Below are 25,536 nucleotides of genomic sequence, written 5' to 3' on the forward strand. Positions count from 1 at the left end.
CCCTGCAGGGATCGAACCTGCAACTAGCCCTTAGGAGGGGCTCGTTATATCCATTTAACTAAGGGGACGAGGCGGCAGAGTATACCGCCATTTATCACGCGATTAACCGCTCTGGCCACCGTTTGCTTAATTCTGTCGCCACTCAGACCTCTTTCTTTGCTGAGAGTGTGTCTTCACTCGCTTTTTTTGCCTTCGCTTTGGCCTCGGCCTTGCGTTTGTTGCTCATATCATTACGGATTTGCGCGTGGCTGAGCAGGGCGAAGATAAAGGTGCCACCGCAAATGTTTCCCGCGAGCGTGGGCAGGGCGAAGGGCCAGAGAAACTCACTCCAGTGCAGCGTCCCGTTAAAGACCAGATAGAACACCTCAACCGAGCCCACCACGATATGCGCTATATCGCCGAGCGCGACCAGCCAGGTCATCAGAATGATCACCACGATTTTGGCGGCACCGGCGGCGGGGAACATCCACACCATGGTCGCGATGACCCAGCCGGAAATGATAGCGTTGGCGAACATCTCTGACGGTGAGTTTTTCATTACGTCCATCCCAATCTTCACGAAGGCGTCGCGCGTCGCTTCGTCAAAAACCGGCATATGTTCAAAGGCCAACGCCACAATGGCGGTACCGATAAGGTTGCCGAGCAGCACCACGCCCCACAAACGCATCAGTAAGCCCCCGTTGCGCCACGTCGGATTTTGCATAATGGGCAGAACGGCGGTGACGGTATTTTCGGTAAACAGCTGCTGACGCGCCATAATCACGATGATAAACCCGAAGGTGTAACCAAGGTTTTCCAGCACAAAGCTGCCGGGTATGCCTTCAAGCTGAACGTGGAAAATGCCTTTCGCCAGCAGCGATGCACCCATCGACAGCCCGGCGGCAATGGCTGACCACAGCAGCGCCATCGCGTCGCGCTCGAGCTCTTTTTCACCGTCCTGGCTACTTCGATCTCCATTCCCTGATGTTTGTTCGCTCACTTTCTACATCCTTGTCTTGTGACGCTGATTTTCCCCGCGATTATCGTTGTTCCCCAAAACTAAAGCAAAGTGATTGCAGATATGCCATGAGTAAGCGTAGGCGGGGCAAGATGAATATGTAACGTCAAGTATAATAAAGTAACAAAACTTTAACTTCATGAAGCTGATGGATTTTTCCAGCAGTTTATTGATCTGATGCGCCCGTTTACCCCGATCGAGGGAGGTGTGACGGAGTTCACAGACTACGGCCCACAGATTCATTGTGGTATTATCCTGGCCTAATTTCATTGCTGTGATTCTCCCTTCTATGCTCGAAGTCATTAATCTCTCTTGCGTTCGCGATGAGCGTACCCTGTTCAATGGGCTGAGTTTTCGTGTTGAGGCAGGCGATATTGTGCAAATAGAAGGGCCGAATGGCGCAGGCAAAACGTCGCTGTTACGTTTACTGGCGGGATTGAGTCGGGCGGACGAGGGCGAGGTGCAGTGGCAGGGGCAGCCGATTCGGCAGCAACGAGAAACATGGCATCAAAACCTGCTTTATCTTGGCCATCATCCGGGCGTGAAATCGGTACTCTCTCCGCTGGAGAACCTGCATTTCTGGCATGGTGACAGCCACGGTGAGGCGATTTTTGCCGCGCTGGAGCAGGTGGACCTGCTGGGTTATGAAGAGGTGCCGGTGGCACAACTTTCTGCCGGACAACAACGGCGTGTGGCGCTGGCCCGATTGTGGCTCAGCCCGGCAAAATTGTGGATTCTGGATGAACCGTTAACGGCAATCGATAAGGCCGGAGTGGAAAAACTCATGGCGCGTTTTGCCTGGCATGCCAATAACGGTGGTGCAGTGGTGCTGACCACGCATCAGGATTTACCGGATAGCGCGCAGCGCGTGCGCAAAATCCGCCTGACGTCGGAGTGGGCATGATGCTGGGACGTGTCATTCAGCGCGAGCTGAAAATTGCTTTCCGCAGCGGTGCGGAAGTGATTAACCCGCTGTGGTTTTTCCTGATTGTCATCACGCTGTTTCCGCTGGGCATTGGTCCGGATCCGCAGCAGTTAGCACGCATTGCACCTGGCATTGCCTGGGTCGCTGCTTTACTGGCATCACTGCTGGCGCTGGAGCGCTTGTTCCGCGATGATTTCCTGGACGGTTCGCTGGAACAGCTTTTGCTGTTGCCCACACCGCTACCGGTAACGGTTCTGGGCAAAGTGATTGCTCACTGGCTGATTACCGGATTACCGCTGATTTTATTGTCACCGCTGGCGGCACTGCTGTTGTCGCTGGACTTTTCCAGCTGGCGTGCCATGGCGTTGACCCTGTTACTGGGTACGCCAACCCTGAGTTTTCTTGGCGCGATTGGCAGCGGATTAATCGTCGGGCTACGGCGCGGCGGCGTGTTACTGAGTTTACTGGTATTGCCGCTGGCGATACCGGTGTTAATTTTTGCCAGTGCGGCGATTGATGCCGCCGGACAGGGACTGCCGATTGGTGGCTATCTGGCGATTCTTGGCGCCATGCTGGCAGGCAGCGCTACGCTCTCCCCGTTTGCAACGGCGGCGGCGCTGCGTATCAGCCTGCATTAAATCGTGCATCCACAGAGATGCAGTAATCTCTCTTCTTATATTGTGAGCTATGCAAATGTGGAAATGGTTAAACCAGTGGGCAAAGCCTGAAAAGCTGTATCAGCTTTGTGGCCGCTTAATTCCCTGGTTCGCGGTACTCGGGGTTGCCACCTTATTGCTGGGGTGGGCGTGGGGTTTTGGTTTTGCGCCCGCCGATTATCAGCAGGGTGACAGCTTCCGCATCATGTACATCCATGTACCCGCGGCAATGTGGTCAATGGGTGTGTATGCCTCGATGGCGATTGCGGCGTTTATCGGCCTGGTGTGGCAGATGAAGATGGCTGACCTGGTCTCGGCAGCGATGGCACCGGTTGGGGCGGTGTTTACCTTTATCGCGCTGGTCACCGGTTCCGCCTGGGGTAAACCCATGTGGGGGACCTGGTGGATTTGGGATGCGCGTCTGACCTCCGAACTGGTACTGCTGTTCCTTTATATGGGAGTGATTGCGCTGTATCACGCCTTTGACGATCGCCGTACCGCAGGTCGCGCCGCCGGGATTCTGATCCTGGTCGGTGTGGTCAACCTGCCAATCATCCACTTCTCGGTGCAATGGTGGAACACCCTGCATCAGGGCTCGTCTGGCATCCTGCAACAGGATATTGCGCCAAGCATGCGTACCCCGCTGCGCTGGGCCATTCTCGGTTATCTGCTGGTCTTCGTCTCGCTGACGCTGATGCGTCTGCGCAACATAATTTTATTTACCGAACGTCATCGCCCATGGGCGATTGAGGTAGCACAGGGAGGGCGCAAATCATGACGCCAGCTTTCTCTTCCTGGCAGGATTTCTTTGCCATGGGCGGTTATGCCTTTTATGTCTGGCTCGCCGTCGTCCTCACGCTGATCCCGCTGATTGGTCTGGTGCTGCACACCGTGCTGTTTCGCCGCCGGTTACTGGCGGAGATTCGCCAGCGTCAATCCAGGGAGCGTCGCATCCGTGCGGCCAAATCGAAAAAAGCCGCCAGTGAAGCGGCAGGAGAATCCGTGTGAATATCCGTCGTCGTAACCGCCTGACTGTGGTGGTGGCGGTATTGGTGGGCTTAGGCCTGGCCACCGCATTGGTGATGTACGCGCTGCGTTCCAATATCGACCTGTTCTACACCCCGAGTGAAATCTTGTACGGTAAGGGCGAGGACCATCAGAAACCTGAGCCAGGCCAGCGTCTGCGTGTGGGTGGCATGGTGATGCCGGGCAGCGTTAAACGTGATCCGAAAACCCTTGCTGTGTCGTTCAAACTGTATGACGCCAACGGCGTGGTCAGTGTCAGCTACGAAGGTATCCTGCCGGACCTGTTCCGTGAAGGGCAGGGTATCGTGGCGCAGGGCGTGCTGGAAGATGGCAACCTGGTGAACGCCAAAGAAGTGCTGGCGAAGCACGATGAAAAATATACGCCACCGGAAATTCAGGACGCGATGAAGAAAAACCACAAAGGACCTGCGGCAACTTACCAGCAGGCGGGTGCCCAATCATGATGCCAGAAATTGGCAGCTTTCTGCTCTGCCTGGCGCTGGGACTGGCGCTACTGTTAAGTGTTTATCCATTATGGGGTGCGGTGCGCCAGGATGCGCGTTTGATGGCGCTGGCACGACCGCTCACCTGGGGGATGTTTGCCTGTATTGCGGCGGCGTTCCTGGTGCTGGTGCACGCGTTTATCGTCAACGATTTCACCGTGGCCTATGTCGCCACCAACTCCAACACGTTGCTGCCGGTGTACTACCGCATAGCAGCGACCTGGGGTGCGCATGAAGGGTCGTTGCTGTTGTGGGTATTGCTGCTCAGCAGCTGGACGCTGGCCGTGGCGATTTTCAGCCGCGGCATGCCGCAGGATGCGCTGGCGCGTGTGCTGTCGGTGATGGGAATGATTAACCTCGGCTTTTTGCTGTTTATCACCCTGACATCGAACCCCTTTACCCGCACCTTACCGAACTTCCCGATTGATGGCAGCGATCTTAACCCGATGCTGCAGGATATCGGTCTGATCTTCCATCCGCCGTTGCTGTATATGGGCTATGTCGGTTTCTCGGTCGCGTTTGCCTTTGCCATTGCTTCGCTGATGGCGGGTCGACTGGATACCGCCTGGGCGCGCTGGTCACGTCCGTGGACCACCGCCGCATGGGTATTCCTGACGATCGGTATTGTGCTGGGCTCGGCCTGGGCCTATTACGAGCTGGGCTGGGGTGGCTGGTGGTTCTGGGATCCGGTGGAAAACGCTTCCTTTATGCCGTGGCTGGCCGGTACTGCGCTGATGCATTCGCTGGCGGTGACGGAAAAACGCGGCAGTTTCAAATCCTGGACGGTGTTGCTGGCGATCACGGCGTTCTCGCTCAGTCTGCTGGGTACGTTCCTCGTGCGTTCCGGCGTGCTGGTGTCGGTGCACTCGTTTGCGTCCGATCCGGCGCGCGGCATGTTTATCCTCGCTTTCCTGGTGATCGTCATTGGCAGCTCGCTGTTGCTGTATGCGATTAAAGGGGGCCAGGTACGCAGCAGGGTGCAAAATGAAGCCTGGTCGCGCGAATCTTTCCTGCTCGGTAATAACGTTCTGTTGATCGCTGCCATGCTGGTGGTGCTGCTGGGAACCCTGCTGCCGCTGGTGCATAAGCAGCTGGGCCTGGGTAGTATTTCCGTCGGTGAACCCTTCTTTAATACGATGTTTACCTGGCTGATGGCACCCTTCGCGCTGATGCTGGGCATCGGTCCGCTGGTGCGCTGGCGTCGTGATGAACCGCAGAAGCTGTGGAAGCGTCTGGGTATCGCGCTGCTGGTCACGCTAATCCTCTCTATCGCCCTGCCGTGGTTGTTACAGGATCGTATTGAAGCGATGACGGTGATCGGGCTGCTGATGTCGATTTGGGTGATCCTCCTGACGCTGATGGAGCTGCATGAACGCGCCACCCATCGCCACACCTTCTTTGCCGGTCTGCGCCATCTGACGCGCAGCCACTGGGGCATGGTGCTCGGCCATCTCGGTGTTGCGGTGACGGTGATTGGGATCGCCTTCAGCACGCAATACAGCGTGGAACGCGATGTGCGCATGAAGTCTGGCGATAATGTTGATATCCATAATTATCACTTTATTTTCCGCGATGTTCACAACCTGCAGGGCCCGAACTACAGCGGTGGCGTGGCGATTATCGACGTGACCCGTGATGGCAAACCGGAAGCAGTGCTGCATGCGGAAAAACGCTTTTATACGGCGGCGCGTACCATGATGACCGAAGCAGCGATCAGCGGCGGCTTTACTCGTGATCTCTACGCCGCGTTAGGAGAAGAGCTGGATGATGGCTCCTGGGCGGTGCGTATTTATTACAAACCGTTCGTGCGCTGGATTTGGTTCGGCGGCGTGTTTATGGCGGTGGGTGGCCTGCTGTGTCTGCTCGATCCGCGTTATCGTTCGCGCAAAAAAGCGCCACGGGAGGAGCAGGCATGAACAAGAAGATCCTTTTTATTCCGCTGGTATTGTTTCTGCTGTTGGCGGCGGCGTTGCTGTGGCAGTTGTCGCGCAACGCCAACGGTGACGACCCGACGTTGCTGGAATCTGCACTGATCGGTAAACCGGTGCCGGTATTTAAGCTGGAAGCGCTCGACAAGCCGGGCAAAATCTACAGCCAGCAGGTTCTGACCGATGGCAAGCCGATTCTGCTTAACGTCTGGGCCACCTGGTGCCCAACCTGTCGCGCCGAGCATGAATACCTCAACACGCTGGCGGAAAAAGGCATTCGCGTGGTGGGCCTTAATTATAAAGACGACCGCACCAAAGCCGTGACCTGGCTGAATACGCTGGGCAATCCTTACGCCCTCAGCCTGTATGACGGGGATGGCATGCTCGGTCTGGATTTAGGCGTCTATGGTGCACCGGAAACCTTCCTGATTGATGGTAAAGGCATTATTCGCTACCGCCACGCGGGCGACATGAACGATCGCGTCTGGCAGCAGGAAGTGAAACCGCTGTGGGATAAATACAGCAAGGAGGCGGGCGCGTGAAACGGCTGCTTCTTTTGCTCGCGGGGGTGCTGCTGAGCACCAGCCTGTGGGCAGCCATCGATACTTACCAGTTCGATTCGGTACAGCAGGAGGAGCAGTACCGCGACCTGACCGGTTCGCTGCGCTGCCCGAAATGCCAGAACAACAGTATTGCAGATTCCAACGCCATGATTGCGGCGGATATGCGCCTGAAAGTGTACGAATTGATGAAGCAGGGTCAGAGCCGACAGCAAATCATCAATTATATGGTGGCGCGCTATGGCAACTTCGTGACCTATGAACCCCCGGTCACGCCATCGACCCTGATCTTGTGGGTTGGACCGGCACTGTTTGTGGTGCTGGGCGGCCTGATCATTATCCTGCGCAGTCGCCAGCGTAAAACGCGCAGCGAACTGGATGAAAACGAACAACAGCGCCTTGCGGCGATTTTGAAGCGTGACGGGAAGTCGTAATGAGTGGATTCTGGATTACCCTGATTATTTTACTGGCTGCGGCTTGCGCGCTGTTTCTCAGCGCGGGCTGGCGTCAGCGCGTGGCCAGCAATGGCGATCGCGATCGTCTGAATACTGACTTTTATCAGCAGCGTCTGCGTGAGCTGGAGCGGGATGAAGAGGAAGGTGTGGTAGCAGAGCGTCCGGAAATGGTGCGCGAGCTGCAACAAACCTTGCTGACCGATGTTCCGCAACAGCAGGAAGCCGCGCGCAACCAGCAGAGCAGCCGCTGGATTCTGTTGCCGGGGGTGGGATTGCTGGTGGTGGTATCGCTGGGAATGTATCTGAAAACCGGCGGGCTGGCGCAGCTGGCGGGCTGGACATCGGTACAGCAGGAATATCCGGCGCTGCGCGCGCGCGTGATGGACCCGCAGGCCAAACCGCTGACCATGGAAGAACTGGCGCGACTGCAACTGGGGCTGCGTACTTCACTGCAGTCTGACCCGCAAAATCTGAATGACTGGACCATGCTGGGCCGCCTCGGCATGGTGCTTAACAATGCCAGCGATGCCAGCCAGGCGTTCGAACGGGCGCTGCAGTTGGCTCCGAATAATCTGGAACTGCAACAGGATTATGCCGAGGTGCTGACGCGCTCCAGCGATCCGCAGGATAATCGTCAGGCCAGCATGTTGCTGCGTGACCTGCTGAAACGCGATCACAGCAACGTGCGTACCCTGAGTTTGCTGGCATTTAACGCCTTCGAACAGCAGCAGTATGACGAGGCGATTGGTGCCTGGCAGATGATGCTGAAACTGTTACCGGCAGGAGATAAGCGCATCGCGATGATCGAGCGCAGTATTGAACAAGCGAAAACCGACGCGGGACAGCAAAATACCCATCTGGCATTGACGGTGAGTTTAAATCCGCAGGCAGAAAAAATGTTGCCGCAGGGCGGAGTGATGTATATTTCTGTTACTGACGGTGTATCACCGGTGCCTGTGGCTGTGAAGCGTTTTCCGCTCAGCCATTTCCCGTTATCGCTCACGCTGGATGACAGTAACGCTATGATGCCAGACCGTTTATTGTCGGCTCAGCATCAGGTGCAGATCCGGGTACGTATTTCGCGCGATGGTAGCGCCAATCCCCAGCCTGGCGATTGGTTTGGTTTAAGCGCGGTTACTCCCTGGGACGGTCATCAGCAACTTGCTGTGGAAATTAATCAGCAGCAGCCCTGAAGCGATACACCATTTTCACGCACAGGGAGATAAGAATGAATTACCGCCTGACCGGTCTGGCGCTGGCCAGTGTATTGCTGGTGGGATGTGCCAGTTCCAAACCGGCTGACAACGATCAAACTGCGCAGCGCAGCGATCCGTTTGAAGGCTTTAACCGCACGATGTTTAACTTCAACTACAACGTGCTGGATCCTTATGTGGTGCGTCCGGTAGCGGTGGCCTGGCGCGATTATGTGCCAGTACCTGCGCGTACCGGGCTGAGTAATTTCCTCGGCAACCTCGACGAACCGGCGAGCATGCTCAACGCCTTTCTGACTGGCGAGCCGCGTCGCGCGATGATCCACTTTACGCGTTTCTTCCTGAACACCACGTTAGGGTTGGGTGGTTTTATCGATGTGGCAGGTAAAGCGAATCCGGAGCTGGCGCGTGAAGAACCGCACCGCTTTGGCAGCACGCTGGGTCGCTATGGCGTGGGTTATGGGCCTTATGTAGAACTGCCTGCTTACGGCAGCTTCACTTTACGCCAGGATGGGGGGGATTATGTTGATACCCTCTATCCGGTGCTAAGCTGGCTCACCTGGCCGATGTCGATCGGGAAATGGACGCTGGAAGGGGTCGAGACCCGTGCCCAGTTGCTTGATTCCGACGCCATCCTGCGTCAGCAGCAGGATCCTTATGCGTTTGTGCGTAACGCTTATTTCCAGCGCAATGATTTCCTTGCCAGTGGCGGTAAGCTGAAGCCGGAAGAGAACCCGAACGCGAAAGCGATTCAGGGTGATCTCAACGAGATTGATGCGCAATAAATAAAAAAAGCGGCTGCAATAGCCGCTTTTTTATTTGCCGGGCGCTTTTGCCCTCAAACATCATGATTAGAACTTGTAGTTAAAGTTCGCGCCATACAACATCGCCTTACCTTCAGATCTGAAGGTGTAGTTCCCTTCCTGAATGGTGACGTTCTGACCGTGCATGTAAGAAACCCCTACATCCACCGAAGCATCCTGATTGAACGCATAAGATGCACCAGCGCTCAGCCACAGGCGATCCTGGTCCGGGATAGAGATGGAGCGGTTTTCAGCCGGAACCGGGCTATCATCGAAGGCGATACCGGCACGGAAGGTCCAGTTATCGTCATAGAAGTAGGTCGTACCCAGTGCGATACGGTAGGCATCGCGGAAACCTTCGTTTTTGTAGAACAGGGTCTGGCCATTATTAGTGGCGTCCAGCGCCTGGAACTGGCTCCAGCTGGTATAGGTCAGGCTATAGTGCACCGCCCATTGTGGCGCGACTTTATGCCAGCCCGATACTTCCCACATTTCCGGCAGATTCAGTGTCAGAGAACCTGGAATGGTCGAACCGCCTGTCGCATACGGAAGACCTAAACCCAGTGCCTGGTTAATCGGGTTGATATAGGTTGGCAGGTTGCTTTTATATTCGCCGTCGAAGTCGATTTTCACTTCTGAGCGATAGGTAAAGCCAAAGCGGTTATTTTTATCCACTTCGTACAAAATACCGGCATTCCAGCCATAGCCCCATTCGTTGCCTTTCAGGCGGGCGATTTGCGTATCGGCCGGAATACCGAGTGCCGCGCCTGATTCACCGGCGTAACGTTCGATTTTCGCTTTTGCATAGACCGCATCAAAACCGACACCGAAGCTGAAGTGTTCATTCAGACGATAGGCGGTACTGAGGTTAAAATTACCGGTAGTCAGATCGGTAGTGCCGCCATAAGCCCCTGCGGTGTAACCGTCATTAAATTCGGTTGCCAATCCATAATTGGAGGTAACAGATGCTCCAACCCACCATTGATCATTAATCGGATGGACATAATGGATATTGGGGACCCACTGATTAGGGGCGATATTTTTTGCATCAAGGCTGCGGCCAGTAGGGCTGGTGCCGCTGATATTGACGTCAGGATCAATATAAACCGCGCCGATGGAGAAGGAAGGACGATCCATCAATGCCATCGTTGCCGGGTTACGGCTGGCGGAGGCGGCGGTATCCCCCATTGCTCCTTCACCCGAATATGCACGACCTAATCCAATTGCTGAAAATTCGTTAAGTTGAAAGCCCGCAGCATAAACATGAGAAGAGACGAGCGCCACTGCAGCTGCCACAGCCGACTTTGCAAACAGGTTCTTATGGTTCATGACCACAACCTCATATGATTATTATTGAACGTTGTTACATCGCGTAACAAGGGACGGCGGATTGTAGGGACTGACGACAAAGACACATATCAGACCAGTGCGACGAGTATAGGTCGGACCTGTGTCATTGTTGCAATATTGTTTTTAAAATATTTCCAGTTTGATCGATAAAATCAGATCTGCTTAACAAAATCTTTGCCATCAGCTTTCAGCATAGCGAGTCAAATTTGTTCTGGATCAATTTGTAGTGTGATATTCGTCACTTAGCAGGCTGTGCGTGGCGATGATGAGGTATCAGGCGTACACTTTGAGGCAGAAATAATCCCTTTTTGTCTGTTTTATCATCAGGAGAAGACGATGACTGATGCCATTAAAAACTGTAGTGCGAACGAAACAGCTGCCTGCTGCTGTGTGGATGTTGGCACCGTCATGGATAACACCGACTGCGCTGCCAGCTGGTCTGGATTGTTTGCTGACCGTCACGCGGCGGAAGTCATGCTCAAACATTTGAGTGACCGGGCGCGCCAGGTCGAATCCGAACCCTGTGATATCCGCGCACGCTTTGATGAAGAAGCCGCCGGTGTGCGTCTGAATATCGATTTCACCTTTGCCTGCCAGGCAGAAGCGCTGATCTTCCAACTCGGTCTGCGTTAATCCTCCCTCGTCTGCCGGACACCCTTCCGGCAGCGTTTTTCAATTTCGTGTTTCTCCTCGCACTTTTTCTCTCTGCATATTGGCGACTTACGCGCTCCTGGTTAACACTGATGATCAGGTCAGACCTCTTTGGGCAATGACGCCCCGGTCAAATAGCACAGGTGACAGTCGATGAGCAAAGCGCAGCCGCTGCTGACGCGTCAGGGCGAACGCATCGCCATAACCCACGGTCTTCGTACTCCTTTTGCCCGCCAGGCGAGTGATTTTCATGGCATTCCGGCGCTGGAGCTGGGAAGGATGGTGGTGAGTGAACTCATGGTGCGCAGTGAACTGCCGGTGGACGTCATCGATCAACTGGTGTTTGGTCAGGTGGTGCAGATGCCGGAGGCCCCGAATATCGCCCGTGAAATCGTGCTGAGCAGCGGCCTGAGCGTGCACACCGATGCTTACAGCGTCAGCCGTGCCTGCGCTACCAGCTTCCAGGCAGTGGCAAATGTGGCTGAAAGCCTGATGGCGGGCAGCATCGATGCCGGGATCGCTGGCGGTGCTGATTCCTCATCCGTATTGCCGATTGGCGTCAGCAAAACCCTGGCGCGCGCATTGGTCGATCTCAACAAAGCGCGTCGCTTCAGCCAGAAATTACAGATTTTGCGCCGTCTGCGTCCACGTGACCTGCTGCCGGTGCCACCCGCTGTCGCGGAGTATTCCACGGGTCTGCGCATGGGGGATACCGCAGAACAGATGGCAAAAACCCATGGCATTACCCGTGAACAGCAGGATGCGTTAGCCCTGCGTTCACACCAGCGTGCTGCGCGTGCGTGGGAATCTGGTGTGCTGGCGCAGGAAGTGATGCCCGCCTTTGTGCCGCCGTGGAAAGCGCCGGTCGAACAGGATAACAATGTACGCTTCAACGCCAGCGCGGCGGATTATGCCCGATTGCGTCCGGCATTCGATCGTCGTCACGGTACGGTGACGGCAGCTAACAGCACGCCGCTGACCGATGGCGCGGCGGCGGTGATCCTGATGCGTGAAGGTCGTGCCCGTGAGCTGGGCATCACGCCGCTTGGCTACCTGCGCAGCTACGCCTTCAGCGCCATTGATGTCTGGCAGGATATGCTGCTGGGACCGGCTTATGCTTCGCCACTGGCGCTGGAGCGTGCGGGTGTGAGCCTGAACGATCTCACCCTGATTGATATGCATGAAGCCTTCGCGGCACAGACGCTGGCGAATCTGAAAATGTTCAATGATGAGCGTTTCGCGCGCGAGGTGCTCAACCGCCCACACGCCCTCGGTGAAGTGAATGAAGAACGGTTCAACGTGCTGGGCGGGTCGATCGCCTATGGACATCCCTTTGCGGCTACCGGTGCGCGCATGATCACCCAAACCTTGCAGGAACTGCGGCGGCGTGGTGGCGGGCTAGGGCTGGTCACCGCCTGCGCAGCGGGTGGATTAGGGACAGCTATGGTACTGGAGGCCGAATAATGAGTGATTCCGCATTCCACCTGCACATGCGCCTCGACCATATCGGCGTAATCACCATCGATGTGCCGGGTGAAAAGATGAACACCCTGAAGGCAGAGTTTGTCCCGCAGATTATGGCGGTGCTGGCTGAAGCACGGCGTGACCCACAGCTGGCCGGGCTGGTATTGATTTCCGGCAAGCGCGATAACTTTATCGCCGGGGCGGATATCAGCATGATTGATCGTTGTACTACCGCCGAAGAAGCTGAAGCGCTGGCGCGTCAGGGGCAGGAAGTGATGGCGAATATTGCCGCGCTGCCTTTTCCGGTGGTGGCGGCGATCCATGGTGCCTGTCTCGGCGGTGGTCTCGAACTGGCGCTGGCATGCGACGCGCGTATCTGTTCGCTGGATGATAAAACCCGTCTCGGGCTGCCGGAAGTCCAGCTGGGCTTACTGCCTGGCTCCGGAGGCACGCAGCGGCTGCCACGGCTGATTGGTGTGCAGCAGGCGCTACCGTTGATCCTGACCGGTAAACAACTGCGGGCAAAACAGGCATTGAAGCTGGGGATCGTGGATGATGCGGTGCCACAAGCTATTCTGCTGGAAACGGCCGTAGCAAGGATACTGCAGGGTAAAAAGACGCTGCGAACGCTACCCTGCCGCGACCGGCTGATGCAGGGGCCGATCGCCAGGCATCTGTTGTTCGCGCTGGCAAAACGTCAAACCGACAGCAAAACCCACGGCAACTATCCGGCTGCCGATCGTATTTTGCAGGTGGTACGTATCGGGCTGGAGCAGGGCAGCAGTGCCGGTCACGAAGCAGAGGCGCGAGCTTTTGGTCAGCTGGCGATGACCCGCGAATCCGCCGCGCTACGCAGCCTGTTTTTTGCCTCCACGGCGATGAAGAAAGAGGCTTTTGCCGCCGCCACGCCGCGTGAGTTAACGCATATCGGCGTATTAGGCGGCGGTCTGATGGGCGGGGGCATTGCCAGCGTAACGGCGCTGAATGCCGGATTGCCGGTACGCATCCGCGATATTAATCTCAGCGGCATCAACCATGCGTTGCAGTACAGCTGGGATCGACTGACTCAACGCCTGAAGCGTCGGCAGATCAATGCTGCGCAGCGCCAGCAGCAGATGGCGTTAATCAGCGGCAGCCAGGATTATCAGGGCTTCGCCCGGCGCGACCTGGTGATTGAGGCGGTATTTGAAGATTTGACGCTGAAGCAGCAAATGGTGGCGGACATTGAAAACCATTGTCAGCCACATACCATTTTTGCGTCTAACACCTCATCGCTGCCGATTGGCGACATTGCGGCCCACGCGCAGCACCCGGAAAACGTTATCGGCCTGCATTTCTTTAGTCCGGTGGATAAAATGCCGCTGGTGGAGGTGATTCCCCATGATGGCACTTCGGAGGAGACGCTGGCGACCACGGTGCAACTGGCGCGTGAGCTGGGTAAAACCGCTGTGGTGGTGGCGGACAGGCCGGGGTTTTACGTCAATCGCATTCTCGCGCCCTATATAAATGAAGCGATGCGCTGCCTGCTGGAAGGTGAGCCGATTGAACATATCGATCGGGCGCTGGTGAAGTTTGGTTTTCCGGTGGGGCCGTTGCAACTGCTGGATGAGGTCGGTATCGACGTTGGCAGTAAAATCAGCCCGATTCTGCAACAGGCCTGGGGCGAACGGTTCAGCGCGCCGGAGGCCGTCGGCAGGATTCTGGCCGACGATCGTAAAGGGCGAAAGAATGGCAAAGGCTTCTATTTATACGCCCGCAGCCGCTGGCCGACGAAACGCAAAGCCGATGCGTCGATTTACAGTCTGCTGGGGATTAAACCGCAGGCGCAGCAGAGTGAGTTACAAATTGCTACGCGTTGCGTGATGATGATGCTGAACGAGGCCGCACGTTGTCTGGACGAAGGCGTGATTCGTAGCGCACGCGACGGCGATATTGCCGCCGTATTTGGTATTGGTTTTCCCCCCTTTCTCGGCGGGCCTTTCCATTATATGGATCAGCGCGGGGCCGGGGAGATGGTCAATACATTAAACGCTTTAATGCAGCGTCATGGTGATCGTTTCACCCCTTGTGACGCCCTGATGACGGCGCTACAACAACAAACGAAATTTTACATTTCTGCACAAATCTGAATAGGCTTACAGATTCAGCGGGTTAGATAGCCTGCTAAGAAATGGCTTACGCGGTAGCATTCCGAGATATGCTTATTTAATAAACAACCGGTTGACTATACTGAAGCCATTGCGGTAAAACACAGCGTTCATTCGCAGAATGAAGCGTCTGGTGCTGTGGTACCGGACGATATCGACAAACAACAGCGGTGCTTTATGCAAGTTTTTATCATGCGTCATGGCGATGCGGCTCTGGAAGCAGCAAGTGATTCAGTCCGGCCACTCACGATCTGTGGATGCGACGAATCACGCCAGATGGCGAGCTGGCTTAACGGCCAGGCGCTGGATATCGAACGGGTGCTGGTAAGCCCCTATCTGCGTGCCGGGCAAACCCTTGCAACGGTACGTGAAGCTCTGACTCTGCCGGAAGAGCAGGACGTGTTGCCAGAGCTGACGCCAGGGGGCGATCCGGGACTGGTGGCCTGTTATTTACAGGCACTGGCGAACGAAGGCGTGAAATCGGTGCTGGTGATTTCGCATCTGCCATTGGTGGGATATCTGGTTTCTGAACTCTGCCCGCAGGAAACACCGCCGATGTTTGCCACTTCGGCGATTGCCTGTGTCAATTTTGACCCGGTAGCCTGCGAAGGTAAGCTGGAATGGCAGGTCAGTCCATCGAAACTGGCTAAAGCGATGTAATCCCGCTGTGGGCCGCCTGTGCGGCCCTGATTTTTTATGGCAGTTCTGGCGGTTGCCACTCTTCTACTTCAATCAGCACCAGCAGCGCGGCGTCGCCGCCAAACATTTTCGGTGCCTGATGAAATGCCATCACCCACGGATGTTGTGCCAGCCACAGCGGCGTTTGCTGCTTGAGGATGTGTTTGCCGTGGCCGGTCATTACGCTGGCGCAAAACAGATGCTCACGACGGCAGGCGGCAATCAGCGCGCCCAGCTCCTGTTTGGCCTGCATCTGGGTTAAGCCGTGCAGATCGAGAAAAATTTCCGGGGTATAGTCGCCACGGCGCAGTTTTTTCAGCTCATAATGGCTGACGTCAGCGCGTACGTAGCGCATCGGACCGTCGCTGGACAACAACGGCTGAAACTCGTCGGAGAAGTAATGGCTGTTGTCGGCTTGTTCGGAAAGCAGCCTTTTCAGCGGCACTTCGCGCGTTTTCACCACCGGTTTATGCACGATGGTGTCCTGTTTCATTTTGCGCGTTCCGCTCATTAACTGGCGAAACAGCGCCTGATCGTCCTGGCTTAGCGGCGTCTTCTTACTCATGTCTCAATAGATATCATCAGAAATGGCGGGGGAACCCGATGCCATACCTTACCTTTAAGTGTTAACAAATGTCAGCTTTTTCACCTTGCCGCGCTGAATTCTGCCCGGCTTCGTGGCAAACTATCGGCCGATTGATTTTATGGCCTGCTGGAGGGCTACGTGGACAAAATTTTCGTCGATGAGGCAGTCAATGAACTGCACACCATTCAGGATATGTTGCGCTGGGCTGTCAGCCGTTTTTCCGCGGCCGGTATCTGGTATGGTCACGGCACAGATAACCCCTGGGACGAAGCGGTACAACTGGTCCTGCCCACCCTCTGGCTGCCGCTTGATATCCCGGAAGATATGCGTCATGCGCGCCTGACGGCCAGCGAACGCCATCGCATCGTGGAGCGCGTAATTCGTCGCGTTAACGAGCGCATTCCGGTGGCCTACCTCACCAACAAAGCCTGGTTCTGCGGCCACGAATTTTATGTCGATGAGCGCGTGCTGGTGCCGCGTTCGCCAATTGGTGAATTGATTGAAAACCGCTTCGCCGGGTTGATTGGCGATAATCCGGCACATATTCTCGACATGTGTACCGGCAGCGGTTGCATCGCCATTGCCTGTGCTTACGCTTTCCCGGAAGCCGAAGTGGACGCGGTGGATATCTCGACTGACGCGCTGGCGGTGGCGGAACGTAATATTGAAGAACACGGTTTGCTCAACCATGTGACGCCGATCCGCGCCGATTTGTTCCGTGGTCTGCCGGGCGTGAAATACGATCTGATCGTCACCAACCCACCGTATGTGGATGCGGAAGATATGGACGATCTGCCGGGTGAATATCGCCACGAGCCGGAGCTGGGTCTGGCGGCAGGCAGCGATGGCTTGAAGCTGGTGCGCCGCATTCTCGCCTGTGCGCCGGATTATCTGAGCGAGCAGGGCGTGCTGATTTGCGAAGTGGGTAACAGCATGGTGCATATGATTGAACAGTATCCTGATGTGCCCTTTACCTGGCTGGAGTTCGACAACGGTGGCGACGGCGTATTTATGTTGACCCGTCAGCAAATTGTTGATGCGCAGCATCACTTCTCTTTCTTCAAAGACTAAAAACGAGGGCGAGTGTTCGCCCGCAACAAGGAATTACCATGGCCGGAAACAGCATCGGACAATTTTTTCGAGTAACCACGTTTGGCGAGTCGCACGGTATTGCGTTGGGCTGCATTGTTGATGGTGTGCCACCCGGCATTCCACTGACCGAAGCCGATATTCAGCACGACCTCGATCGTCGCCGTCCTGGTACATCGCGCTACACCACGCAGCGTCGCGAGCCGGATCAGGTGAAAATTTTGTCGGGTGTGTTTGAAGGCGTCACCACCGGAACTTCAATCGGCCTGCTGATTGAGAACACCGACCAGCGTTCACAGGACTACAGCGCCATTAAAGACCTGTTCCGTCCCGGCCATGCGGATTACACCTACGAACAGAAATATGGTCTGCGCGACTACCGTGGTGGTGGCCGTTCTTCGGCGCGCGAAACGGCAATGCGTGTGGCAGCCGGTGCCATCGCGAAAAAATACCTGCAAATGAAACACGGTATTCAGGTGCGTGGCTATCTGGCACAGATTGGCGATGTGGCCTGTGAGCTGAAGGACTGGAGCATCGTCGAAGAAAACCCGTTCTTTTGCCCGGATGCTTCCAGGCTGGAAGCGCTGGATGAACTGATGCGCGCGCTGAAAAAAGAAGGCGATTCCATCGGTGCCAAAGTGACGGTAATGGCGGAGAACGTGCCGCCGGGCCTGGGTGAACCGGTGTTTGATCGCCTGGATGCGGATCTGGCGCATGCGCTGATGAGCATCAATGCGGTGAAAGGGGTGGAAATTGGCGATGGCTTCGCGGTGGTGAACCAGCGTGGCAGCCAGCATCGTGATGAAATCCGCGCCAATGGCTTCCAGAGCAACCACGCGGGCGGCATTCTCGGCGGCATCAGCAGCGGTCAGACCATCAGCGCCAACCTGGCGATGAAACCGACCTCCAGCATCACCGTACCGGGAAAAACCATCACCCGTGATGGTGAAGAAGTTGAGATGATCACCAAAGGGCGTCACGATCCTTGTGTGGGTATCCGTGCGGTGCCGATTGCGGAAGCGATGATGGCGATCGTGCTGATGGATCATCTGCTGCGCCAGCGTGCGCAGTGTGCTGACGTTAACTCCACTGTTCCGCGCTGGTAAATCGATGCGTCGCCTGCTGTTGACTCTTGCCGCGCTGCTGTGCAGTGCGGTTGCCGGGGCCGCCACACCCTGGCAGCAAATTTATCAACCGATTAGCGGTGCGCCGCAGTCGATTGGCAGCTTTGCCAACGGTTGTATTGTTGGTGCTGAGCAATTGCCGCTAAATTCACCCAACTACCAGGTAATGCGTCAGGACCAGCGTCGCTATTACGGCCATCCGGACCTGATCGCCTTTATCCAGCGTCTCAGTACCCAGGTGCATCAACTGCAACTGGGGCAGGTGCTGATTGGCGATATGGGGATGGCAGCGGGTGGGCGTTTTAGCAGCGGTCACGCCAGCCATCAGACCGGCCTGGATGTCGATATCTGGCTGCAATTGCCGCAAAGCCGCTGGACAGCGCAGCAACTGCTGCAGCCGCAGCCACTCGATCTGGTCGCTCCCGACGGTAAACAGGTGGTGGCGCGCCACTGGCAGCCGCAGATTGATAGCCTGATCAAACTGGCGGCGAAAGATGATGAAGTGACGCGTATCTTCGTCAATCCGGCAATTAAAAAACAGCTTTGTGCCGATGCAGGCAGTGATCGTGCCTGGCTGAATAAAGTGCGCCCGTGGTTTGCTCATCGCGCCCATATGCATGTCCGTCTGCGTTGCCCGCCAGGTAGCCTGGAGTGTCAGGATCAGGCCCCGCCTCCACCAGGAGATGGCTGTGGCGCTGAGCTGGACAGCTGGTTCCTGCCGAAAAAACCGGGCAGTACGCCACCGGTCAAAAAAGAACCGCCGCCGTTGCCACCTTCTTGCCAGGCGCTGCTTGATAAACATCTTCTGTAGGAATACCCATGGAATGGTTCGTCGCCAGCCCTTTGGTGCTGGTCGTGTTGTTTGGTGTGTCGGTTCTGGCAGCATTTATTGATTCCATCGCCGGTGGCGGTGGCCTGCTAACTCTGCCGTCGCTGCTGGCGGCAGGACTTTCTCCCGCTCAGGCGTTAGCCACCAATAAACTGCAATCGGTTGGCGGATCTTTCTCCGCCAGCCTTTACTTTGTGCGCCGTGGCGCGGTGAGGCTACATGCGCAGCGGCTGAATATCGCCATGACCTTTGTCGGCGCGGTGTGCGGCGCGTTGCTGATTCAGCATATGCATGCCGACGTGTTGCGCCAGATGTTGCCGCTGCTGCTGATCGGTATCGGGCTGTGGTTCCTGTTGATGCCGCGCATCGGCGAACAGGATCGTGCGCAGCGCCTGCACGGTTTGGCCTATGCGCTGGTGGGCGGCGGTTGCGTCGGTTTTTACGATGGCTTCTTTGGTCCCGGTGCGGGTTCGTTCTATGCACTGGCCTTCGTCACCTTATGCGGCTTCAACCTGGCAAAAGCCACCGCACACGCCAAAATTCTCAATTTCACCTCCAACTTTGGCAGCCTGCTGTTCTTTATGTTTGGCGGCAAAGTGGTGTGGGGCACCGGGCTTATCATGCTGCTGGGCGCGTTTTGCGGTGCCAGGCTCGGCGCGCGTCTGGTGCTGAGCCGTGGACAGAAACTGATCCGCCCGATGGTGGTGACGGTGTCAGCGGTGATGAGCGCCAAACTGTTATGGGATAGCCACGGTAGCGCGCTGCTGGCATGGATGGCCACCCTGTGATCAAACACTCGTCAATAGCGGCAACCGATGCGACAATGACGCCGGTTTTCAACAGAACAATGACATCATGAGTACAACACATCATTACGAGCAGCTGATTAGCGTGTTCGATAGCTGCTTTCAGGACGAGTTTCAGACACGTCTAATTAAAGGCGACGATGAACCCATCTATCTTCCCGCTGATGAGACATCGCCGTGGCACCGCGTGGTGTTTGCCCACGGCTTTTACGCCAGTGGGTTGCATGAAATTTCTCACTGGTGCATCGCGGGAGCCGAGCGGCGCAAGCTGGTGGATTTTGGTTACTGGTATTGCCCGGATGGGCGCGATGCGCAGACGCAAAGCCAGTTTGAATCGGTAGAGATCAAACCGCAGGCGCTGGAGTGGTTGTTTTGTGTGGCGGCGGGCTTTCCCTTCAACGTAAGTTGTGACAATCTCGAAGGAGATTGTGAGCCAGATCGCATTGCGTTTCAGCGCAAGGTGCATGCCCAGGTGATGACTTACCTTGAGCAAGGCATCCCGGCGCGTCCGGCGCGTTTTATTCAGGCATTAACCGATTATTACGGCACGCCTGCTCTGACGGCAGCACACTTTCCCTGGCCGGAAGATCTATAATCAGCAATGACATCATACTGTAGCGGCGCGATTTATCGCGCGGGTTTAATTAGAGGATAAACATGATCGTAGAGTTTGAGTCACGCATTCTGGCGCTGATTGACGATATGGTAGACCACGCCAGTGACGACGAGCTTTTTGCGGGCGGTTATCTGCGCGGACATCTGACGCTGGCAGTGGCGGAGATTGAGCAAACCGGTGAACACACGCCGGAAGCATTGCAGCTTCAGGTGACCCACAGCCTGCAAAAAGCCATTGCGGCGGGTGAACTGTCGCCGCGTGACCAGGCGCTGGTGGTTGGCATGTGGGATAATCTGTTTAGCCAGGCGCGCAAGTCTGCCTGATCAATCGGGGCGGGGAACGCCTACCGTCCCGCCTTCTTCCCTTTCAGTAGTTTTCTGACCCAGTAGCGATTGGGGTTCATTGCCGCCAGCGTGGCCGCATCCAGCGGTTGTGGTTCTCCACTCATTTGTGCGGCCAGCACTTCAGCAGCCAAAGGCGCGCTGCATAATCCGCGCGATCCAAGCGCACCCAGCACAAACAATCCCGCATAGAGTGGGGCGTTGGCCACCACCTCGCCTTGCGCGCGCTGTTCGGCAAGCCGGGCGTATTGCGTCAGGGTCGCGTCGTAATCCGGGACGCTGCCTGCCATGGGCAAATGGTCGCGCGTGGCACAGCGTACGCCGTTACGCGCTTCGCTGCCGCTGACATCAACCTGCGCTGGCCACCCGGCGTCTGGCAGACAATTCATCAGGCGCTGGCGATTTTCCTGCTGATCGTCGGCGCGATACGTGGTGTCGGTCACGCCGCGATGGTAGCTGGCCCCGATGCAGTGGGTGGCATAATTCGGGCTGACCGGTGTGAGATAGCCGTCATAGCACAGTACGCTGCGCAACGCGCCCAGCGCTGGGTTGGTGGGCACATGGCTGACCTGGCCCGCCACCGCATACACCGGTAACGGCTGACTTTGGGCGATATCCAGCAGCGCATGGCCGTTAGCCAGCACCACCTGCTGATACTGCACCGGGTGTTTATCGACAAAACTCAGTTTCCAGCCATCTTCCTGACATTGCAGCTGGCTAACGCGATGCAACCAATGCACCCGCAGGCCCTGGCTTTGGGCAAATTCCAGCAGGTTGCTGGTCAGTTCAGAGGGCGACAGCCAGCCACCGTGCGGATAATAAATGCCACCCATACCCAGCCCGACACCGGCCAGCGCTTCAGCTTGTTCTTTATTGACCCCCTGGGCGATCGTCGGCGGCAGCCCCATATCCAGCATCTGGGAAATTTTGTCGGCGCTTTTCTCGTCCCAGCCGAGTTGCAGCACGCCGCTCCAGTTGTGCTCAAAGCTCACCGGCAGCGCGTCATACAATCGGCGGGCAAAGCTGAATGCTGCCGGGAAAAAGCGAGCCAGTGCGGGATCGTGTTGATTCAGCAGCGGATAGAGTGCGCCCTGGCGATTGCCGGAAGCACCCAGCGCCGCCGCTGCATCAGCGCAATACAGGGTCACGCGCCAGCCGCGACGCAACAGCGCCAGTGCCAGCACCGCACTGGCAACGCCGCCGCCAATCAGCGCTACGTCCTGGCTATCCGCTTTTGGTCGCGCATACCACGGCTGACGCGGCGGCAGGGTAGGGGCAGTGGTTAACTCACCGGTCAGCATCTCGCGTTTATGACCAAAGCCTTTGCGTTTGGTGATGCTAAACCCGGCTTCCTGCAAACCGCGACGGACAAATCCGGCGGAGGTGAAGGTCGCCAGCGTGCCATTCGGGCGCGCCATCCGTGCCATGGCGGCAAACAGGCCTGGCGTCCACATCTCCGGGTTTTTCGCTGGCGCGAAACCATCGAGAAACCAGGCGTCCACCTGACGATGCAGACTGTCATCAAAGGTATCAATTAGCGCGTTAATATCGCCTAGCCACAGATCCAGCGTGACCTCACCGCCAGCAAACAGCAGCCGCTGACAGCCCGGTAACGCCGCTGGCCATTGCTGCTGGAGTTGTTCGGCCCAGGGTTGCAGTTCCGGCCAGTGGGCGTGAGCCGCCACCAGGTCCGGGTGGGTCAGTGGGAATTTTTCACAGCTGATAAAGTGCAGGCGCTGCAGGCGGGCGGTGGGGTGCTGAGTACGGAAACGGTCGAATGCCTGCCACAGCGTGAGAAAGTTGAGGCCAGTGCCAAAACCGCTCTCCGCCACGATAAACAGGTCACGATCATGATCAGGGAAGCGTTGCGGAATCTGGTTGCCATCAAGGAAGACATAGCGCGTCTCCTCCAGACCATTGTCATTGGAGAAGTAGACATCGCCGAAGGCTTGCGAAACAGGTGTACCCTGTTCGTTCCAGTTTAGCTGTGCGTGTTCAACCGGGGATAACTTCAAGGGAAAGGTCCATATTTCAGGCAGTGGCGTGATTTTAGCGAGAGCCATCACATGACGCAAATTTACAAAAGGAAATGGCTGATCGGACTTGTTCGGCTTACAACTGTAAGCTAGAGTGCACGTCAATCCAAAAGAAGTGGAAGAGGACTATTTTAATGAAACGTGCAGTGATTACTGGCCTGGGTATTGTTTCCAGCATTGGTAATAACCAGCAGGAGGTGCTGGCATCTCTGCGTGAAGGGCGTTCTGGTATCACTTTCTCCGAAGAGATGAAAGAAGCCGGGATGCGCAGCCACGTATGGGGTAACGTAAAACTGGATACCACCGGGCTTATCGATCGCAAAATTGTGCGTTTCATGAGCGATGCCTCTATTTACGCGTACCTGTCGATGGCGGAAGCGGTTAAAGATTCCGGCCTGACTGAAGAACAGTATCAGAACAACCCGCGTGTGGGCCTGATTGCCGGTTCCGGCGGCGGTTCCCCGCGTTTTCAGGTATTCGGTGCGGATGCTATGCGCAGCCCGCGCGGTCTGAAAGCGGTTGGCCCGTATGTGGTCACCAAAGCCATGGCATCTGGCGTGTCTGCCTGCCTGGCAACCCCGTTCAAAATCCACGGTGTGAACTACTCCATCAGCTCCGCCTGTGCGACTTCTGCACACTGCATCGGTAACGCGGTTGAGCAGATTCAGCTGGGCAAACAGGACATCGTGTTTGCTGGCGGCGGTGAAGAACTGAGCTGGGAAATGGCCTGTGAGTTCGATGCCATGGGCGCGCTCTCCACCAAATACAACGAAACCCCGGAAAAAGCCTCACGTACCTATGATGCTAACCGTGACGGCTTCGTCATTGCTGGCGGCGGCGGTATGGTTGTGGTGGAAGAACTGGAGCACGCATTGGCTCGTGGTGCGCACATCTATGCTGAAATCGTCGGCTACGGTGCAACCTCTGATGGCGCTGACATGGTCGCTCCATCAGGTGAAGGCGCAGTGCGCTGCATGAGAATGGCGATGCAGGGTCTGGACGCACCGATCGACTACCTCAACACCCACGGGACTTCTACCCCGGTTGGCGATGTGAAAGAACTGGGTGCGATTCGCGAAGTGTTCGGTGACAACACCCCGTACATCTCCGCGACCAAAGCGATGACCGGCCACTCACTGGGTGCGGCGGGCGTGCAGGAAGCGATTTATACCCTGCTGATGCTGGAAAACAGCTTCATTGCCCCGAGCATCAACGTGGAAGAACTGGACGACGCGGCGAAGGGCATGAACATCGTGACTAAGCCGACCGAAAAAGCGCTGACTACCGTGATGTCGAACAGCTTCGGCTTCGGCGGTACCAACGCCACCCTGACCATGCGTAAATATAACGCCTGATTTCAGGGCCATTTTCCCCACGAGGGCCGGTTAATCCGGCCCTCGCTGTTTTGACATTCTGCGCTTCGCTTGCCACAATCAATTCCCTCATCTCGTAATACGTAAGCGTTCACGTGAATCAACGCACCCGTTTCTGTTAATCACAGAAGACGTGCGTGTGTCTGGTTTTCGCCTGCATGGCACGTCTCAGAACAAGGAGTTACGTCCATTATGTCTATGGCTGCAAACGCGCAGACGCAATCTGTGTTTCCTCTAGCCTGCACCTCTTTTGCGGTGTTTCTGACTTATCTCACCGCAGGGCTGGCGCTGCCGGTTATCCCGTTGTATGTCCACCAGGAGCTGGGCATGAACAACGTCATGGTTGGCGTGGCGGTGGGGATTCAGTTCTTTGCCACCCTGCTGACGCGCAGTTTCGCCGGTCGGCGCGCCGATCAGCACGGCGCAAAACTCACCACTCAGCATGGCATGATGGCGATCGCGCTGGTGGGCGTGGCCTATCTGGCGGCGGCGCTGCTGCCGGTGTCACCGTGGGCGAAGTTCGGCCTGCTGGCGATAGGCCGGCTGCTGCTCGGCTTCGGTGAAAGCCTGTTGCTGACCGGCAATCTCACCTGGGGTATGGGCCTGGTCGGGACCAGACGTTCCGGGCTGGTAATGTCATGGAATGGGATGGCGATTTATGGATCGCTGGCTGCCGGTGCGCCGCTGGGTTTATTGATCCACGATTACGCCGGATTTGCCGCGCTCGGCGGGGCAGCCCTGTTGCTACCGTTGCTGTCGCTGGCGTTAAACAGCTGGATTTCAGCGGTGCCGGTGGTGGGGGGAGAACGCCCATCACTGTTCAGCGTAATAAAAACCATCTTTCAACCCGGTTTGGCGCTGGCGCTCCAGGGTACCGGCTTTGCGGTCATCGGTACCTTTACCTCGCTTTATTTTGCTGCTGAAGAGTGGGGCAACGCCGGTTTCGCGCTGACCGCCTTTGGCTGTGCTTTTGTGCTGGTCCGCGTGTTCTTCGGTGGTTTGCCGGATCGTCACGGTGGTGTGCGAGTGGCGATGGTCTCGCTGCTGGTAGAAGCCGCCGGTCTGACGTTACTGGCGCTGGCCGGACAAGGCTGGGTCGCGCTGCTGGGGGCCGCGCTCACCGGCTGTGGCTGTTCGCTGATCTTCCCGGCGCTCGGCGTGGAGGTAATCAAACGTGTCTCGCCGCAGATTCGCGGAACCGCGCTGGGGGGCTTCTCCGCGTTTCAGGATATCGCTTACGGGGCCAGTGGCCCGCTGACCGGGCTGCTGGCGACGGCGCTCGGTTACGGTTCGGTGTATGTCGCGGGTGCCTGCTGTGCGGCGCTCGGTATGCTGGTTACCTGGCGCTTTGCCCGTCACGCGACAGCAGCATAACCAGCTTA

At 56.6% G+C, this 25,536-nt stretch carries 26 protein-coding genes; 22 read left to right on the top strand and 4 right to left on the bottom strand.

Features of this window, described 5'->3' with window-relative positions; genetic code table 11:
• Window positions 1-142: 142 nt before the first annotated feature.
• On the bottom strand, window positions 143-979 hold the full coding sequence (locus PW844_RS05250; protein WP_299449164.1) for a formate/nitrite transporter family protein: 837 nt from the start codon (window positions 977-979) through the stop codon (window positions 143-145).
• A gap of 307 nt (window positions 980-1,286) precedes the next feature.
• On the opposite strand from PW844_RS05250, the gene ccmA reads away from it, so the two are divergent.
• From ccmA to mlaA, 10 genes are read left to right on the top strand one after another with little or no spacing between them, the layout of a single operon-like run.
• Window positions 1,287-1,901 (top strand): cytochrome c biogenesis heme-transporting ATPase CcmA, encoded by a 615-nt coding sequence (ccmA, locus tag PW844_RS05255; RefSeq protein ID WP_299449166.1) that lies wholly within the window; start codon window positions 1,287-1,289, stop codon window positions 1,899-1,901.
• Window positions 1,901-2,560 carry a heme exporter protein CcmB gene (gene ccmB, locus PW844_RS05260; protein WP_299449225.1) on the top strand — a complete coding sequence of 220 codons (660 nt, stop codon included), beginning with the start codon at window positions 1,901-1,903 and terminating at the stop codon, window positions 2,558-2,560. The genes ccmA and ccmB overlap by 1 nt, the downstream gene beginning before the upstream one ends.
• A 55-nt stretch (window positions 2,561-2,615) precedes the next feature.
• Window positions 2,616-3,356 carry a heme ABC transporter permease gene (locus PW844_RS05265; RefSeq protein ID WP_299449168.1) on the top strand — a complete coding sequence of 247 codons (741 nt, stop codon included), beginning with the start codon at window positions 2,616-2,618 and terminating at the stop codon, window positions 3,354-3,356.
• Entirely contained in the window at window positions 3,353-3,586 is a 234-nt protein-coding gene (ccmD, locus tag PW844_RS05270; protein WP_084876184.1) for a heme exporter protein CcmD, read from the top strand. Before PW844_RS05265 ends, ccmD begins: the two co-directional genes overlap by 4 nt.
• A complete protein-coding gene (gene ccmE, locus PW844_RS05275; RefSeq protein WP_299449172.1) occupies window positions 3,583-4,068 on the top strand; it encodes a cytochrome c maturation protein CcmE in 486 nt (161 codons plus the stop codon). The genes ccmD and ccmE overlap by 4 nt, the downstream gene beginning before the upstream one ends.
• A complete protein-coding gene (locus tag PW844_RS05280) occupies window positions 4,065-6,023 on the top strand; it encodes a heme lyase CcmF/NrfE family subunit (protein WP_299449173.1) in 1,959 nt (652 codons plus the stop codon). The genes ccmE and PW844_RS05280 overlap by 4 nt, the downstream gene beginning before the upstream one ends.
• Window positions 6,020-6,577 (top strand): DsbE family thiol:disulfide interchange protein, encoded by a 558-nt coding sequence (locus PW844_RS05285; protein ID WP_299449175.1) that lies wholly within the window; start codon window positions 6,020-6,022, stop codon window positions 6,575-6,577. The genes PW844_RS05280 and PW844_RS05285 overlap by 4 nt, the downstream gene beginning before the upstream one ends.
• Window positions 6,574-7,029 carry a cytochrome c-type biogenesis protein gene (locus PW844_RS05290; protein ID WP_084876180.1) on the top strand — a complete coding sequence of 152 codons (456 nt, stop codon included), beginning with the start codon at window positions 6,574-6,576 and terminating at the stop codon, window positions 7,027-7,029. The genes PW844_RS05285 and PW844_RS05290 overlap by 4 nt, the downstream gene beginning before the upstream one ends.
• A complete protein-coding gene (gene ccmI / locus PW844_RS05295) occupies window positions 7,029-8,243 on the top strand; it encodes a c-type cytochrome biogenesis protein CcmI (protein WP_299449180.1) in 1,215 nt (404 codons plus the stop codon). Before PW844_RS05290 ends, ccmI begins: the two co-directional genes overlap by 1 nt.
• 35 nt (window positions 8,244-8,278) lie before the next feature.
• A complete protein-coding gene (gene mlaA / locus PW844_RS05300) occupies window positions 8,279-9,046 on the top strand; it encodes a phospholipid-binding lipoprotein MlaA (protein ID WP_299449183.1) in 768 nt (255 codons plus the stop codon).
• A 66-nt stretch (window positions 9,047-9,112) separates the two neighbouring features.
• Here the strand turns inward: mlaA and fadL are convergent, their stop codons facing one another.
• Complete coding sequence (gene fadL, locus PW844_RS05305; RefSeq protein ID WP_299449186.1) at window positions 9,113-10,393, bottom strand: long-chain fatty acid transporter FadL; 1,281 nt, start codon at window positions 10,391-10,393, stop codon at window positions 9,113-9,115.
• Between the two features lie 357 nt (window positions 10,394-10,750).
• Here fadL and PW844_RS05310 point away from each other — a divergent pair, with 357 nt between their 5' ends.
• The 4 genes from PW844_RS05310 to sixA all read left to right on the top strand — a co-directional run bounded on the left by PW844_RS05310 (window position 10,751) and on the right by sixA (window position 15,336).
• Window positions 10,751-11,047 (top strand): YfcZ/YiiS family protein, encoded by a 297-nt coding sequence (locus tag PW844_RS05310; RefSeq protein WP_299449188.1) that lies wholly within the window; start codon window positions 10,751-10,753, stop codon window positions 11,045-11,047.
• 171 nt (window positions 11,048-11,218) lie between these two features.
• Entirely contained in the window at window positions 11,219-12,529 is a 1,311-nt protein-coding gene (gene fadI / locus PW844_RS05315; RefSeq protein WP_299449191.1) for an acetyl-CoA C-acyltransferase FadI, read from the top strand.
• Window positions 12,529-14,658, top strand: coding sequence for a fatty acid oxidation complex subunit alpha FadJ (gene fadJ / locus PW844_RS05320; RefSeq protein ID WP_299449194.1), 2,130 nt, complete (start codon window positions 12,529-12,531; stop codon window positions 14,656-14,658). The genes fadI and fadJ overlap by 1 nt, the downstream gene beginning before the upstream one ends.
• Window positions 14,659-14,853: 195 nt before the next feature.
• Window positions 14,854-15,336, top strand: coding sequence for a phosphohistidine phosphatase SixA (gene sixA, locus PW844_RS05325; RefSeq protein WP_299449197.1), 483 nt, complete (start codon window positions 14,854-14,856; stop codon window positions 15,334-15,336).
• Between the two features lie 34 nt (window positions 15,337-15,370).
• Here sixA and smrB read toward each other — a convergent pair whose 3' ends face one another.
• Window positions 15,371-15,919 (bottom strand): endonuclease SmrB, encoded by a 549-nt coding sequence (smrB, locus tag PW844_RS05330; protein ID WP_208715946.1) that lies wholly within the window; start codon window positions 15,917-15,919, stop codon window positions 15,371-15,373.
• A 159-nt stretch (window positions 15,920-16,078) separates the two neighbouring features.
• Here smrB and prmB point away from each other — a divergent pair, with 159 nt between their 5' ends.
• The 6 genes from prmB (at window position 16,079) to PW844_RS05360 (ending at window position 20,727) form a co-directional block, all read left to right on the top strand.
• Entirely contained in the window at window positions 16,079-17,011 is a 933-nt protein-coding gene (prmB, locus tag PW844_RS05335; RefSeq protein ID WP_299449204.1) for a 50S ribosomal protein L3 N(5)-glutamine methyltransferase, read from the top strand.
• A gap of 38 nt (window positions 17,012-17,049) precedes the next feature.
• The gene (aroC, locus tag PW844_RS05340; RefSeq protein ID WP_299449207.1) at window positions 17,050-18,135 is read left to right on the top strand and encodes a chorismate synthase; all 1,086 of its coding nucleotides are present in this window, start codon (window positions 17,050-17,052) and stop codon (window positions 18,133-18,135) included.
• Window positions 18,136-18,139: 4 nt separating this feature from the next.
• On the top strand, window positions 18,140-18,964 hold the full coding sequence (mepA, locus tag PW844_RS05345; RefSeq protein ID WP_299449228.1) for a penicillin-insensitive murein endopeptidase: 825 nt from the start codon (window positions 18,140-18,142) through the stop codon (window positions 18,962-18,964).
• A gap of 8 nt (window positions 18,965-18,972) precedes the next feature.
• On the top strand, window positions 18,973-19,770 hold the full coding sequence (locus tag PW844_RS05350; RefSeq protein ID WP_299449210.1) for a sulfite exporter TauE/SafE family protein: 798 nt from the start codon (window positions 18,973-18,975) through the stop codon (window positions 19,768-19,770).
• A 67-nt stretch (window positions 19,771-19,837) separates the two neighbouring features.
• Window positions 19,838-20,383, top strand: a complete 546-nt coding sequence (locus PW844_RS05355) for an elongation factor P hydroxylase (protein WP_084876167.1) — start codon at window positions 19,838-19,840, stop codon at window positions 20,381-20,383.
• A gap of 62 nt (window positions 20,384-20,445) precedes the next feature.
• On the top strand, window positions 20,446-20,727 hold the full coding sequence (locus PW844_RS05360; protein WP_084876166.1) for a YfcL family protein: 282 nt from the start codon (window positions 20,446-20,448) through the stop codon (window positions 20,725-20,727).
• 20 nt (window positions 20,728-20,747) lie between these two features.
• Here the strand turns inward: PW844_RS05360 and mnmC are convergent, their stop codons facing one another.
• Window positions 20,748-22,760, bottom strand: a complete 2,013-nt coding sequence (gene mnmC, locus PW844_RS05365) for a bifunctional tRNA (5-methylaminomethyl-2-thiouridine)(34)-methyltransferase MnmD/FAD-dependent 5-carboxymethylaminomethyl-2-thiouridine(34) oxidoreductase MnmC (RefSeq protein ID WP_299449219.1) — start codon at window positions 22,758-22,760, stop codon at window positions 20,748-20,750.
• 155 nt (window positions 22,761-22,915) lie between these two features.
• On the opposite strand from mnmC, the gene fabB reads away from it, so the two are divergent.
• Together fabB and PW844_RS05375 are read left to right on the top strand one after the other, a co-directional pair.
• Window positions 22,916-24,136, top strand: a complete 1,221-nt coding sequence (gene fabB / locus PW844_RS05370; RefSeq protein ID WP_299449222.1) for a beta-ketoacyl-ACP synthase I — start codon at window positions 22,916-22,918, stop codon at window positions 24,134-24,136.
• 216 nt (window positions 24,137-24,352) lie between these two features.
• Entirely contained in the window at window positions 24,353-25,528 is a 1,176-nt protein-coding gene (locus PW844_RS05375) for an MFS transporter (RefSeq protein WP_299449231.1), read from the top strand.
• The last annotated feature ends 8 nt before the right edge of the window (window positions 25,529-25,536 follow it).

Origin of the sequence: Pantoea sp., assembly GCF_028283705.1 — a bacterium.
Taxonomy (GTDB): domain Bacteria; phylum Pseudomonadota; class Gammaproteobacteria; order Enterobacterales; family Enterobacteriaceae; genus Pantoea.

Excerpts from the sequence above, each read along its gene's own strand:
- fabB (WP_299449222.1), top strand. The coding sequence starts at position 22,916 with ATGAAACGTGCAGTGATTACTGGCCTGGGTATTGTTTCCAGCATTGGT.
- PW844_RS05310 (WP_299449188.1), top strand. The coding sequence starts at position 10,751 with ATGACTGATGCCATTAAAAACTGTAGTGCGAACGAAACAGCTGCCTGC.
- mlaA (WP_299449183.1), top strand. The coding sequence starts at position 8,279 with ATGAATTACCGCCTGACCGGTCTGGCGCTGGCCAGTGTATTGCTGGTG.
- PW844_RS05355 (WP_084876167.1), top strand. The coding sequence starts at position 19,838 with ATGAGTACAACACATCATTACGAGCAGCTGATTAGCGTGTTCGATAGC.
- PW844_RS05285 (WP_299449175.1), top strand. The coding sequence starts at position 6,020 with ATGAACAAGAAGATCCTTTTTATTCCGCTGGTATTGTTTCTGCTGTTG.
- PW844_RS05375 (WP_299449231.1), top strand. The coding sequence starts at position 24,353 with ATGGCTGCAAACGCGCAGACGCAATCTGTGTTTCCTCTAGCCTGCACC.
- ccmD (WP_084876184.1), top strand. The coding sequence starts at position 3,353 with ATGACGCCAGCTTTCTCTTCCTGGCAGGATTTCTTTGCCATGGGCGGT.
- aroC (WP_299449207.1), top strand. The coding sequence starts at position 17,050 with ATGGCCGGAAACAGCATCGGACAATTTTTTCGAGTAACCACGTTTGGC.
- fadL (WP_299449186.1), bottom strand. The coding sequence starts at position 10,393 with ATGAACCATAAGAACCTGTTTGCAAAGTCGGCTGTGGCAGCTGCAGTG.
- fadJ (WP_299449194.1), top strand. The coding sequence starts at position 12,529 with ATGAGTGATTCCGCATTCCACCTGCACATGCGCCTCGACCATATCGGC.
- PW844_RS05265 (WP_299449168.1), top strand. The coding sequence starts at position 2,616 with ATGTGGAAATGGTTAAACCAGTGGGCAAAGCCTGAAAAGCTGTATCAG.
- fadI (WP_299449191.1), top strand. The coding sequence starts at position 11,219 with ATGAGCAAAGCGCAGCCGCTGCTGACGCGTCAGGGCGAACGCATCGCC.
- PW844_RS05280 (WP_299449173.1), top strand. The coding sequence starts at position 4,065 with ATGATGCCAGAAATTGGCAGCTTTCTGCTCTGCCTGGCGCTGGGACTG.
- ccmI (WP_299449180.1), top strand. The coding sequence starts at position 7,029 with ATGAGTGGATTCTGGATTACCCTGATTATTTTACTGGCTGCGGCTTGC.
- ccmB (WP_299449225.1), top strand. The coding sequence starts at position 1,901 with ATGCTGGGACGTGTCATTCAGCGCGAGCTGAAAATTGCTTTCCGCAGC.
- PW844_RS05360 (WP_084876166.1), top strand. The coding sequence starts at position 20,446 with ATGATCGTAGAGTTTGAGTCACGCATTCTGGCGCTGATTGACGATATG.
- smrB (WP_208715946.1), bottom strand. The coding sequence starts at position 15,919 with ATGAGTAAGAAGACGCCGCTAAGCCAGGACGATCAGGCGCTGTTTCGC.
- ccmA (WP_299449166.1), top strand. The coding sequence starts at position 1,287 with ATGCTCGAAGTCATTAATCTCTCTTGCGTTCGCGATGAGCGTACCCTG.
- PW844_RS05350 (WP_299449210.1), top strand. The coding sequence starts at position 18,973 with ATGGAATGGTTCGTCGCCAGCCCTTTGGTGCTGGTCGTGTTGTTTGGT.
- mepA (WP_299449228.1), top strand. The coding sequence starts at position 18,140 with ATGCGTCGCCTGCTGTTGACTCTTGCCGCGCTGCTGTGCAGTGCGGTT.
- sixA (WP_299449197.1), top strand. The coding sequence starts at position 14,854 with ATGCAAGTTTTTATCATGCGTCATGGCGATGCGGCTCTGGAAGCAGCA.